The organism is Staphylococcus microti (assembly GCF_000934465.1).
Lineage (GTDB): Bacteria > Bacillota > Bacilli > Staphylococcales > Staphylococcaceae > Staphylococcus > Staphylococcus microti.
Map to the genome: position 1 here is coordinate 1 of NZ_JXWY01000135.1, position 13394 is coordinate 13394.

10 protein-coding genes and 1 pseudogene are annotated in these 13394 nt (G+C 39.3%); 9 read left to right on the forward strand and 2 right to left on the reverse strand.

Going from position 1 to position 13394, the window contains the following annotated elements; translation table 11 throughout:
• The first annotated feature begins 199 nt into the window (after positions 1 to 199).
• The 3 genes and pseudogenes from TP70_RS10445 to tnpB all read left to right on the forward strand — a co-directional run bounded on the left by TP70_RS10445 (position 200) and on the right by tnpB (position 2528).
• Positions 200 to 514 carry an ArsR/SmtB family transcription factor gene (locus TP70_RS10445; protein WP_044361512.1) on the forward strand — a complete coding sequence of 105 codons (315 nt, stop codon included), beginning with the start codon at positions 200 to 202 and terminating at the stop codon, positions 512 to 514.
• Positions 511 to 1026 (forward strand): annotated as a pseudogene (locus tag TP70_RS10450) (ArsB/NhaD family transporter); the annotation flags it as partial. The gene TP70_RS10445 and the pseudogene TP70_RS10450, both read left to right, overlap by 4 nt.
• Positions 1027 to 1385: 359 nt before the next feature.
• Positions 1386 to 2528: an IS200/IS605 family element RNA-guided endonuclease TnpB gene (tnpB, locus tag TP70_RS10455; RefSeq protein ID WP_044361513.1), complete on the forward strand. Its 1143-nt coding sequence runs from the start codon at positions 1386 to 1388 to the stop codon at positions 2526 to 2528.
• Positions 2529 to 2770: 242 nt separating this feature from the next.
• Here the strand turns inward: tnpB and TP70_RS10460 are convergent, their stop codons facing one another.
• Both TP70_RS10460 and TP70_RS10465 read right to left on the reverse strand, forming a co-directional pair.
• Positions 2771 to 3928, reverse strand: a complete 1158-nt coding sequence (locus tag TP70_RS10460) for an MFS transporter (protein ID WP_044361514.1) — start codon at positions 3926 to 3928, stop codon at positions 2771 to 2773.
• Positions 3929 to 4061: 133 nt separating this feature from the next.
• Entirely contained in the window at positions 4062 to 6023 is a 1962-nt protein-coding gene (locus TP70_RS10465) for an IucA/IucC family protein (RefSeq protein ID WP_044361516.1), read from the reverse strand.
• A gap of 113 nt (positions 6024 to 6136) precedes the next feature.
• Between TP70_RS10465 and TP70_RS10470 the strand changes: the two genes are divergently transcribed.
• From TP70_RS10470 to TP70_RS10495, 6 genes are all read left to right on the forward strand, one after another.
• A complete protein-coding gene (locus tag TP70_RS10470) occupies positions 6137 to 7324 on the forward strand; it encodes an MFS transporter (RefSeq protein WP_044361517.1) in 1188 nt (395 codons plus the stop codon).
• Positions 7302 to 9071 carry an IucA/IucC family protein gene (locus TP70_RS10475; protein WP_044361519.1) on the forward strand — a complete coding sequence of 590 codons (1770 nt, stop codon included), beginning with the start codon at positions 7302 to 7304 and terminating at the stop codon, positions 9069 to 9071. The genes TP70_RS10470 and TP70_RS10475 overlap by 23 nt, the downstream gene beginning before the upstream one ends.
• Entirely contained in the window at positions 9071 to 10144 is a 1074-nt protein-coding gene (locus TP70_RS10480; RefSeq protein WP_044361520.1) for an alanine racemase, read from the forward strand. Before TP70_RS10475 ends, TP70_RS10480 begins: the two co-directional genes overlap by 1 nt.
• A gap of 87 nt (positions 10145 to 10231) precedes the next feature.
• A complete protein-coding gene (locus TP70_RS10485) occupies positions 10232 to 11194 on the forward strand; it encodes an ABC transporter substrate-binding protein (RefSeq protein ID WP_044361542.1) in 963 nt (320 codons plus the stop codon).
• 34 nt (positions 11195 to 11228) lie between these two features.
• Positions 11229 to 12254 (forward strand): FecCD family ABC transporter permease, encoded by a 1026-nt coding sequence (locus TP70_RS10490; protein ID WP_044361522.1) that lies wholly within the window; start codon positions 11229 to 11231, stop codon positions 12252 to 12254.
• The gene (locus TP70_RS10495; protein ID WP_044361524.1) at positions 12251 to 13213 is read left to right on the forward strand and encodes a FecCD family ABC transporter permease; all 963 of its coding nucleotides are present in this window, start codon (positions 12251 to 12253) and stop codon (positions 13211 to 13213) included. The genes TP70_RS10490 and TP70_RS10495 overlap by 4 nt, the downstream gene beginning before the upstream one ends.
• Positions 13214 to 13394 lie beyond the last annotated feature (181 nt).

Here is a 13394-nt window from a genome sequence, read left to right on the forward strand (position 1 = left end):
CTCATCAATTTGCACCTCTCAGTCATTAGAGTAGTTACTCAAATTATACATTAAAATAACCCTATAGACCGACACTCTTTTTTTAGTGTCTAATCTATAGGGTCCAGTTTACTTAATGGTACTTGGTTCTTTTTTTATTCTGTACATAGACATTTATCTATATAGATGTTAGTCTATATTATGTTTAGGAGGCGGCGTTATGTCATATCAAGCATTAGCAACACAGCTTAAAGTTTTAGCGGATCCCAGTCGTTTAGAAATTATGGATTTGTTGTCGTGTGGTGAATTATGTGCATGTGATATATTGGCACATTTTGAATTTTCCCAACCGACACTCAGCCATCATATGAAAGCGTTAGTTGGTTGTGGACTGGTCACAGCACGTAAAGATGGAAATAAGCAAATGTATCAGCTGAACGCTGAGCAGTTAGCGTATATTAATGAAAATTTGACACAATTACATACTGCCAATGCACGTTGTATTTGTCGCAATATGAAAGGTGGCGCATGTTGATGATGATGTTAGCAGTCATAATTTTCTTAGTCACATTAATCTTTGTTATATGGCAGCCGAAAGGGTTAGATATTGGTATTACAGCACTTATTGGTGCATTGATTGCGATTATAACAGGAGTTGTTAGCTTATCAGATGTATGGGAAGTCACAGGTATTGTTTGGAATGCGACGTTGACGTTTGTGGCAGTTATTTTAATTTCATTGATATTAGATGAAATTGGATTCTTTGAATGGTCAGCGATACATATGGCACGTGCGTCAAAAGGAAACGGTTTAAAAATGTTCTTCTACATTATGTTGTTAGGTGCCGTTGTTGCGGCATTTTTTGCGAATGATGGCGCAGCATTAATTTTGACGCCGATCGTGTTAGCAATGGTTAGAAATTTAGGTTTTAATGAAAAAGTCGTATTTCCATTTATTATTGCAAGTGGATTTATTGCGGATACGACATCATTGCCACTCGTTGTCAGTAACTTAGTCAATATTGTATCTGCGGATTATTTTAACTTAGTTTAGGCAGAAGTCGCCCATCCTCGATAGGTGGGTGATGAATGCCGTCCAGTATAGTTGTTACTTTTGGTAACTTAAAAATTGATATACATTACGAATTGCCTTTTGGTTTTACTTATGTTATTTTCATTCTACATAAAAAGCGTTAATATAACAATGGCATTAGATACAAATAGTCATTTAGAATCCCTTCTTCACTATCCTCTTATTTTGGCAACGAAATAGCGTAGACTAGTAATTGATAATGAAATATCTAATCACTTTAGTTGCGTGGCATTATGATAAAGACCCTATACACATTATGTTCAAAGTTTCCCCCAATCAAGCGAATAATCATAAATAGATAGGTGGTGTATCTAATGGAACGATTAAAAGCGTACAAGTTCAGATTATATCCAACAGAGGAACAAGAGGTTTTCTTTGCGAAGTCTTTTGGCTGTGTTCGGAAAGTCTATAATCTAATGCTTAATGACCGGATAAAAGCTTATCAAGAAAAAGTGAACAATCCCTCTAAGAAAATAAATTTTCCAACACCTGCAAAATATAAAAAAGCATTTCCATTCTTGAAAGAAGTTGATAGTCTTGCTTTAGCTAATGCACAACTTAATTTAGATAAAGCCTACAAGAACTTTTTTCGTGATAAATCTGTCGGATTTCCTCGGTTCAAAAGTAAGAAAAATCCTGTTCAGAGTTATACAACGAATAATCAAAATGGGACAGTTGCTTTGATTGATGATAAGTTTGTCAAAGTTCCTAAATTAAAATCCTTAATCAGAATTAAACTTCACAGACAGCCAAAAGGGATTATTAAGTCAGCGACAATATCACGTCATGCTAGCGGTAAATATTATATTTCTTTGTTATGTAAAGAAGTGATAAATGAATTGCCTAAATCTAATTCTGCAATTGGTATTGACTTGGGTATTACAAATTTTGCGATTCTTTCTGATGGTCAAAAAATTGATAATCATAAATTCACGGCTAAAATGGAAAAGAAACTCAGACGTGAGCAACGTAAGTTGTCAAAGCGTGCTTTGTTAGCCAAAAAGAAAGGTGTCCATCTCTTTGAAGCAAAGAACTATCAAAAACAAAAACGAAAAGTAGCGCGATTACATGAAAAGATAATGAATCAACGTACTGATTTCTTGAATAAGTTAAGTACAGAAATTATCAAAAATCACGATGTCATCTGTATTGAAGACTTAAACACAAAAGGTATGTTACGTAATCATAAATTGGCAAAAAGTATTTCTGATGTCTCTTGGTCTCGTTTTGTGACGCAATTACAATATAAGGCTGATTGGTACGGACGTAAAATCATTAAGGTAGATCAATGGTTTGCATCTAGTCAAATCTGTTCAAAATGTGGTCATAAAGACGGCAAGAAGTCTCTTGAAATCCGAGAATGGACTTGTCCTGTTTGTCATACACATCATGATCGAGATATCAATGCCAGTATAAATATCTTGAACGAAGGTCCAAGAATAATGGCATACGCTTAAGTAGCATCAAGAACCGTAGGAACTACGGGGATAGCTTGGTAAATAAGAGACACCGCTATTAGCAAAGAAATAAACGCTATTAGCAAAGAAATAAACTAGTAAGTACGCTCTATTCCCAAGAAGCTCCCACTTCAAGCGTTAAAGCCTTTAGGTTTAGCTAAGTGGTGAGTAGTTCACGAATAGATAATATAAAAACGCTACACACTCGATTAGATGATTAAATGAGTGGTAGCGTTTTTTGATTAATGTGAAGCGGTACGTGGTTTTTGTAATGTTGCTGCGATAAGAAATGCAAGTAAGCCAGTCGCTGAAGCAATTGTAACGGTCGCATGCAAGCTGAGATGTGTCACAATGACACCACCCAGCAAGGCACCTAAACCGATACCTGCATTTAAAGCAGACATATTCCAACTCATGACTTGGCTATGGTCGCCGTCTACTTGACTAATTAGACCGGATTGCACGGCTGGATTCGTACTCCATTGAATAATGTGCCAAGTGAATAGTGCGATAAGCAGTAGCACTGAAGTGGTCCACAGCTGATTCAGTAGCAATAAAATGATGGCAAAGGCAAGGCTACTTACAAGCAACCATTTTTTAAATGATAATTTGTCGGTAAGGAAACCACCTAACGATGTACCTAACATACCGGCAACACCGATAACGAGTAAGGCGAGCGATACAAATTGCAACGTATGTCCGCCAGATAAAATAAGCGGATTAATGTAAATATATGCGATAGAATTTGCCGTTAACAAGATAAACGTAATTGCGAGTAATTTGGTTACTTCTCGCTTGTTGCGAACACGACTGCTTGCGTTATGATTGGTGTCAGTGTTGACGTTCATATGTAACTCGCGTGGAAGATAATACAATAATAATATACCGACGATAAGTCCGACAAAGCTGATTAAGCCAAATGTAAAGCGCCAACCGAGCCAATCGCCAATAAGTGTACCAATCGGAACACCGAAGACGTTAGAGGCACTGAAACCTGTATACACGATACCGAGCATACGACCTCTTTTATGTGGCTCGGAAAGAAATACGGTAATCGCTAATATTTTTACAACGATGAGCGCGGCAGCTGCTGATGATAAAACACGTCCGATGACTAAAATAATGAAATTTGGCGAAAGTGCGATCATCATGTTACCGATAATAAATATGAAAACAGTCACTAATAGGACCGACTTAGGTGCATAACGTTCTGTGAGTTTTACTAAGATAGGGCCTGTTAGTGCGAAAGTGAAGGCGTAAATTGTGACGAGTTGTCCAATCCAAGCTTCTGAAATATGTAGGTCTGCACTCATCAAACTCATAATACCTGCAACGACCATTTCGACCATCCCAACGATAAAAATGCTGAGCATGAACGTAAGCGTGCGCATAACTGTCATTTGAATCATGACTCCTTTAAAGTAATTTTGTCTCTGCGCACTATTTTAATATATTTTTTATAAGAACAACAGTGTTTGAGAACGAATAAAAACCGGCATTTTCACTTTGAACAAGTGTGTGCCGGTTAAAACATTAATTTTTGTCAGCTAATGGGTTATCAACTTTGACGTACGTATAAGCGTGTGCTTCATCTAACAAACGCATTGTTGTGACGCATTTGTAGTCAATTTTAGGATTGAAAAAGACGGCTTCGATTGCTTGTAAACGTTGTGCATCCATATCGCTATTGTGAAATGCTGTAAATAATGCGTGAATGCGGTCACGTACGATATGCCATAAGTCTGATTCAAGATCCTCTATCTCATAATAATCGCTGAGTGCAACGACGAGTTCGCCGAGATGATTTTGAACTGTTGCATAAAAGGCTTTATTGAAAACAGATTTTTGACTATCTGTTAAAATACGTGATTTTTCATGGAAATCGGATGTGTCGTAACCCATGTGATTAAGTTGGGCGTTATCAATGCGCAGTCCTTCAAAGTCACGAATATACATACGTTTTAGCAAACCATCTTGCTTGTTGAATACTGCAATCGTATTTTGTAAGTGTGCTTCTAACGCAATGCCATATTTGATTAACAATGGCATGACATAGTCAATTAATGATGACGCATAGCGTGAAAACCATTGTTGAATCGCTGTATGCTGATCAAGGTCAGGATGTTGATTTGCGTAACGCGTGACGAGTTCAGTGATGAGTGATCCAGCTTCTTGTGGTGTACCAACGATAAGACTAGACGGTATCAACGGTAAATCAATCTCATCCAGATCATGATAAATATTATGACGTAGCAATGTACCAAGTTGTTCACTTCGGCGCTCTTGTACGTCTGCTGTATCTGTTGGGCTAAAGAAATGTGCACCCGCTAACTCATCTACCGCTTCTGCTGGAACATCTGCAAACCATGCATCTTTCGTTGTAATATCACGTAATATTCGTGTCATCAGAGGTCCGTTGTGCGTCGTTTGCTCAGACAGCGTTCTAATTTCCCCGGTAATATGCACATTTGTTGAAAGTTTAATGTGCGGCAAAACAGCAGGGGATTGCGGCATTAACGTGCGGAATGATAGCCCTGCATAATAGTTATATGTATAGTCAACCGGGATGATAATGTGCTGTGCAAGTTCAGCTGCATAATCTGTAGACACAATATGCGTGTATTGCCATGGATGTACGACCATTAAATGATAATCTTCAAGCGCTAAGCCAGCATCATTTAATGCGTTGTGGCAAGCGTCTTGTAAACCTTCAAACGCCTCAAATAAAATCGTGTCAAACGACGTGTCTAACTGTTGCATGCGCACATGATCTTGACGCACTAAAATAAAGCGTAATGGTACGGCGTGTTCATACTCAGATGAATAGGCAATGGTTTCAGTTGGCGACATGCCTTTGCGTAATTTTGCCCCTGGATGAATGGGATGCCCTTCGACAACCGCTTGTTCTGAGGCAAGGTAAGGGTCTTGTTGGTGCGCAATCGTTGTTAACAGTGTCTCGGATGTTTCATTGTATTTCAACTGTTGGTAGCTCACTGCAAGCGCCATATAACAAGCACTGTTGTTTAAGTCATCACGAAATTGTTCTGCAGCTGCTCCTTGATAGTTGCTGTCTTCTGCAATAATCGTATCGAGCACTTCATTTGGATGCATAATACGTTCGTAATGATCATCATGTTGCCAATAAAACGGACCAACAACGTCAATACGATTAAATGCATGATGTCCTTTAACAGTGGCGCACAAAACTTTAGATGTATGCTGGAATGTAATCATAAGTACATCCGTATGTTCTAACGGTGACGTTGGTACTTGTTTATGATTAACAAATTGGCTATGTGTATACCCATCGACAAGGTTTTCACGATAAATAGAAGCAACTAATCTTGCGGTTACAAGGTCGCGTCCCATCATTAAAAATTGTTGGAAAGCGTCTGCCCATTGCACGTTTGTCTCACGCAATGTTTCATAACTCGCCTGTTCATCGGCTGTCATGGTTAGCGTTGCTGTATCTATTTGTTTATTTTTATTAATCATTTGAGCACCTCATTTATAATAATATCTTTTTCATTTACAAATGTTGCATTAATTCGTATAATCCATAATATCGGAAATGAGAACAGTTATCAATTAAAAGGGGAGTGGATAACGTGGTTAAATGGTTCTATTCCGGTGCTTTTTTACTCTTTCTTGGTAATTGGATTGGTCAAATTGCATTGAACTGGTATGCGTATCAGCTCAATCATCGTGCATTTGATCTGGCATGGATTAATTTCTTTCGACTCGCCCCAATCTTTTTGCTAAGTATTTGGGCGGGCAGTATTGCAGATCGCTATCGACGCTGTACACTCATTAAGCTGACGACGATGAGTTCACTCGTTATTACAGCGGTATTAACATTGCTGGTTGTTGTAATGGGCGATGTGCCAATGTATACACTCTATATATATGCGTTATTACGTGGGTGTATGAGTGCAATTGAAACGCCTGTGAGACAAGCAGTGTTACCAGACTTGTCAGAGCACTTGTCGATATCTAAGGCAGTGTCTTACCAATCTTTTCTATTAAATACGTGTCGTTCAATTGGTCCAGCCATTTCAGGATTTTTAATTGCATCGACAGGTGTTCAAAGTGCCTTTATCGTACAGACGGTATGTTATAGTCTTGCGCTGTTAGTAAGCTTACCATTACGTTTTGATAATACAGCACAAAGTTGTAAAAAAGGGTTTTCTTTAGCCGTTACATGGCACTATTTTAAAATACATACACAAAGTCGACGTATTTTTGTCACAGCTTTATTTATTATGGCGACAGGGTATAGCTATTCCACACTTTTGCCGATTTTGACTGACGCACAATATCCCGATAATGCGCAATTGTTCGGGACAGCCATGGCAATCAGTGCAATAGGTGGTATTATCGCGACCGTATGTTTGCCGACAGTGCTTAATTATATTCAGACACAACGTCTTTATTATATCAGTTCGATACTCTTCGGGGTAAGTCTCGTCTGTATCTTCCCATTTGGGGCAACAGGATTATTAATCATGATCTTTTTTGTTGGACTTTTTGGACAAATGGCGCGGACAACGAATCGCATCTATTTCCAAAAAGATGTGGATCCAGCACATCGTGGTAAAATATTAAGTGTGATTATGATGGATAGGGGGATGATTCCACTCGGTGCCTTATTGATGAGTTTATTGACTGAAACGATAGGCATCGTGATGACGTTTCTAACAATGGGGGTAACAACAGTATTGATTGCAGTAAGCAGTTATATTTTGACGATTAAGTTTAATGGAGGCGCAACTCATGACAGCAACACATCAGCATAAGGCGGATCAAATGATACAATACCGCGTCTTATTAGCGTGTATGAAAGAATCATTATTTCCTTCAACAACATATATTAGCGTAGAAGATGGCATTGTACATATACGCTATCAGCAACATCATCTTTATGTACAATATTTGGCGAAAAGTGCATTTTATCAAATCACGATGGACGGGCCGATTACATATACAACAGAAGACGAGACTGAAGAAATTAAAAATTTACGTATGCTCATTGATATTTTAATGCATCATTTTAACATTGCATTTCATGAACGTTTAATTGAAGAATTAGAACATAGTGTACTTGGACTTTCGTTGAGTTATCGTCAATATGAACATAGAGAAACAGCGATGCGTCATGCGTTGAAGTTTTCGAGAATGCCGAGTGAATTGAATTTTATTGCGTGGTTGACCCATATGGGAGAGGATCATCATTTTTCGGCACTCGGGTATACAGAAGGCATGGTGTGGCACGGACATCCATCGCATCCGTTAACGAAAACAAAATTACCGCTATCGTCTCAAGCGATTCAAGCGTATGCGCCAGAATTTATGCGCGTTGTACCATTGAAAGTCATGCTTGTACATGAATCCGTATTGCATGAGACAGCGATGAATGGCGATACGGACTTTGTATTAAACGCAGTCATACCTGATATGAAGCGCAAGTTACAACAATATTTAGAACCGTATGAAGCAGAACTTACAGATTATCGTGTGATGTTTGTACATCCTTGGCAGTATGAACACGTGATTGTTACACAATTTAAAGAACGTATACAAGCACATGAAGTGATTCCAACCCCGTTTACAGTTGATGCGAAGGCGACATTGTCATTTAGAACGATGTATTTGTTAGGACGTCCATTCCATATTAAGTTGCCGGTCAATGTACAAGCAACGAGTGCGGTGCGAACGGTCTCAACAGTCACAACTGTCGATGGTCCGAACTTGAGTTATCAGTTACAACCTTTACTGAATCACTATCCAACGTTACAAGTGGCGATGGAACCGTATGGTGCTTATATTGATGCACCAGCAGATATTGCACGCCAATTCGCTATGATTGTACGCCAATCACCTGAAAAGACAGCGACAGACGTGACGCAGCTTGTCACGGCGTGTTTAATTGAACGCAATCCGGTAGATAAACAAGTCGTTGTGGATAGTTTAGTGGAATATGTGTATGGCGATGTGAATGAAACGACAATCGCGATGTTTTTACGTGAATATAGTCGTGCATTAGTGACGCCATTGATTGCGTATATCCAACAGTATGGGATTGCATTGGAAGCGCACCAACAAAATACGATTTTAGAAGTGCATAAAGCAAACCAAGCTTTTTCATTTATTGTAAGAGACTTAGGGGGTGCACGCATTGATTTACCAACACTTCAACGTGCTATTCCGGAAGTGGATATCACGAATACGAGCTTAATTGCGGAAGACATTGAAGCGGTTATTGCGAAGTTTCAACATGCGGTGATTCAAAATCAACTTGGGACACTCATTCATCATTTTAAACAACAGCATAATTGTAATGAACAAGCACTGTACCAAATCATTCGTGACGTGCTACATGAAGCGATTGACGAGACGCAGCCACATGCGGTTGCACTGAAACGTGTTTTATTTGGGGAGCAAGTCATTGTTAAGGCGCTATTAAATATGCGCATGAAACAACAAGTGAAAAAATACATGCACGTTGCACTCGATAATCCATTGTATGAAAAGAAGGTGTATTAATGGGCGTTATCCATATTCATTTGAGCAAAATTAAATATAATGCCGTGTTGCTCCAACAAATGTTACATCATCGAGGCATTCGAATGATTCCGGTAACGAAATGTATGGCAGGCGATACGAAAGTTCATACGATGTTGCGCGGTTTAGGCTTTGATTTACTCGCAGAATCACGCTTGAAGCATATTCCAACAGCGCAAACACCACGTAAAGACTTTATGTTGATTAAAGGCAGTTTACCTGAAGAAGCAGCGCAAACAGTTCAACAAACACGTATCAGTTTGCAAACTGAAATGGAAACGATTCGTGCGTTAAGCGAAGCGGCCATTGCGCAAGGCATAAAACATCAATTGTTGTTGATGGTTGATTGGAAAGATGGTCGCGAAGGCGTGTTAACCTATGAAGCCGTTTCTTACATTAAGGAAATTAAAAAGTTAGCGGGCATTGACTTTAAAGGGCTTGCTTTTAACTTTATGTGTTATCGTCAAATGCCACCGACGGAAGAAGATTTACCGTATATGCATCGTTTTATTGAAGCGGTTGAAAAAGATACAGGCGTCCATTTGCATACGATTTCGGGTGGTAATTCGAGCATGTTGACGTTAGCGATGTATCAAGATCTTGGACGTATTAATGAACTGCGTGTCGGTGAAGCGATTTTTAGAGGCTATGAAACAGCGTACAATATGCGTTTACCGCAATTGTATGATAATGCTGTGACGATAACGGGACGCATTATTGAGATTAAGCCACGTTTAGATTTGAGAACGCATCAATCGTATTTACAAGCCATTGTTGATATTGGGCAGTTGGATACGGCAGCGGACGATATTATACCGTTTGATGAGCAATTATCAATCGTCGGCTATACGAGTGACGTACTGCTGCTTAATTTAGGATTAGCGGATTATTATCAAGTGGGCGACGATGTGACATTTGAGTTAGGCTATGCGGCGATTGCGCAAAGTATGCACAGTCAACAATTGAAAAAGCAATATGTAGAAGATGCGGGCATTGAGCTATTAATTCAAGGTCTTGTTGATAAGAAAAAAGAAAAATTTACATCTTGCCATTGACAGTGATAATCATTATCAATTATGATTGTGACAGGGCTTACAATTTAAAATACAAAGGAGCGCTAAACTGTGAATAAAAATAAGTGGATGGGGTTACTCGCAATCATCGCTGTCATGCTATTAGTAGCAGCATGTGGTAATGCGAATGACTCGAAAAAAGATAGCTCGTCTAGCTCAAAAGGCAAAGCAGTTGAAGTGAAACATGATGGTGGTACGACAAAAATTGAGAAAGAGCCTAAAAAAGTCGTGGCACTTGAATATTCATTCGTCGACGCACTTGTAGCGTTAGGCGTGAAACCAGTCGGTATTGCGGATGATGGTGACAAAGCAAACATCATCGATCCAATTCGTGATAAAGTAGGCGATTACAAGTCAGTCGGTGACCGTAAACAACCTAACTTAGAAGTAATCAGTCAGTTGAAACCTGATTTAATCATTGCAGATAGTAACCGTCATAAAGGAAACTATGAGCAATTAAGCAAGATTGCACCAACGATTTTATTACCAAGTTTAGATTCAGATTACAAACAAAACTTGGAAGCATTCAAAACAATTGGTAAAGCACTTTCTAAAGAAGACAAAGCAGATGCTCGTCTGAAAGAACATAAAGAAAAAATCGAGAAGTACGAAAAAGAGATTACAATGGATAAAGATAAAAAAGTATTGCCAGCTGTTATCTCACAATCAGGTTTATTAGCACATTCTGACAAGTCATATGTTGGTCAATTTTTACATGAACTTGGCTTTAAAGAAGCATTGACAAAAGATGTTGCAGATCAATTACCTGAATACTTAAATGCGCCATACTTGAACATGAACTCAGAGCAACTTTCAGATGTGAACCCTGAGCGTATGTTCATCATGGTAAACGGCGAAGATGACCCATTCTATGCTAAAATGAAAGAAGACAAAGTTTGGAATGACTTAGACGCTGTGAAAAACGATCGTGTACACGTTGTAGATCGTTTAACTTGGGCGAAATTCCGCGGTTTAATTTCTTCTGAAGAAATCGCTAAAGAATTAGCTGAAATCTCTAAATCAGACAAATAAGCAGCTTTAAAGACTTAAATAAAGGTGATTGGCTATGTCGAAACAAACAACAAACACATACAATGGACATCACCAAAAAAGACGCACTACGCTCGCATTTATTGTGAGCGTGTGCTTTCTTATTTTTGCAACGTATTTAAATCTTGCAATTGGATCGTCCAAAATAAACTTTCAATCGCTCTTAGACTATTTTTTCTCCGTCAAAGAGACGAAAGCAACGTTTCTTATACATAACGTCCGTATGCCGAGAATGGTCGCGGCCATGATGATTGGTGCCGCATTAGGCGTTGCCGGGGTATTAATGCAGGCCATCACACGCAATCCACTCGCGTCACCACAAATATTCGGGGTCAATGCGGGTGCATCATTTTTCGTTGTGCTTATTACAGTGCTTGTCCCTTCATTGGCAGGCTACAACATTATTTTTGCATTCGTCGGTGCATTCGTCGGTGGACTGACGGTTTATTTGTTAGCCGATACGACGAAAGGCATGACACCAATTAAACTTGCCTTAGCAGGTATGACGATTCATTTATTTTTTACAAGCTTAACGCAAGGGATTATTTTGTTGCATGAAGATGCGACAACAACGGTGATGTTCTGGCTTGTCGGTGCCTTGCATACGATTAAGTGGGTGCATATCGTCAAAGTGGCGCCATTTTTGATTGCTGGCTTTATTGGCGCTTTACTGTTAGCGAAACAACTCGCTGTGTTAGATCTTGGCGATCAAATTGCGACAGGACTTGGACAAAATACACAACTCGTGCGAGCAGCGGCTGGATTTTTAGTCGTTATTTTAGCAGGGGCATCTGTTGCGATTGCAGGACCGATTGGCTTTATTGGCTTAATCATTCCGCATATTGTGAAACACTATTTAAATCGCAATTACTTTTTAATTATTACACTCTCAATGATTATGGGGGCAAACTTGTTATTGATTTCGGACGTGTTAAGCCGACTGATTGCCTTTCCGTTTGAGTCGCCAGTTGGAATTGTTACGTCATTCGTCGGTGCCTTTTACTTCTTATGGATTACACTGAGAGGGGTGCGTACACGATGATACGACATTTAAAAAGACGCTACATGATTGTAACGGTATTACTTATCATCTTTGCATGTTTAGGTTTAAGTGCAGGGGCAGTGTGGATACCACCAACACAAGTTTTACAAGAAGTGTGGACGAACAGCAACTTTATATTAGCGGAATATCGTGTACCACGTATGTTGCTTGCTATTTTAGTCGGTGCAGCATTAGCTATTTCAGGTGCTGTGATACAAGGTGTGGTGCGAAATCCGCTCGCTTCACCAGACGTCATTGGTATTACGAAAGGTGCTAGTTTAGCAGCAGTCATCGTGATTATTGTCTTTCCAACCGCACCATTATTTCTATTACCTGTGGCATCCTTTGCCGGTGCATTGATCATTAGTTTGATTTTATCGCTACTGATTAGTTATAAAAATGTAAAAGGCTCGCAACTTGCCTTGATTGGTATGGCAATTGGTGCAATCGCCATGGCAGTCGTGCAATATTTATTAATTCGTCACCCGATGGAAGCCAATATTGCACTCGTATGGTTAACAGGAAGTTTATTCGGACGCTCCATGCAACATGTACTCACCATTTTGCCATGGTTGTGTATAGGGGTTCCGGTTATTTTATACTATAGTCACAAACTGGATATTTTACATTTAGGTGATGAAGTGGCAACCGCACTCGGTACAGAAGTAAATAAAGTAAAAATGATGTTATTATTAGCTGCCGTTATGCTTGCAGGTTCAGCCATTGCAGTTGTTGGTGGATTAAGCTTTCTCGGTTTAATTGCACCACACATCGCGCGTAGCATTGTCGGTCATAAACATATGCACATTGTCATGATGTCCGGGTTAATCGGTGGCTTACTCATGGTCGTCGCCGATGCAGCAGCACGTATGATTGCGCCACCGATTGATATTCCAGTAGGGGTATTAATCGCCATTATCGGTGCACCCTATTTCTTATTCGTCTTAAGAAAAATGTGATTTCATTTAATATGCAAAATATTGTATCAATATTCAAATGTATATTGCATATCGCCTTTGTCCTCTGTATAATTGATAAACGTTAGGATAAAGGCGATTTTTATGCGCGTCACATCATTGTCAACACCCTATAGAGAGACAACGCGCATTTCCGTTAAAAAATAAAGAGAAGGATGGATGA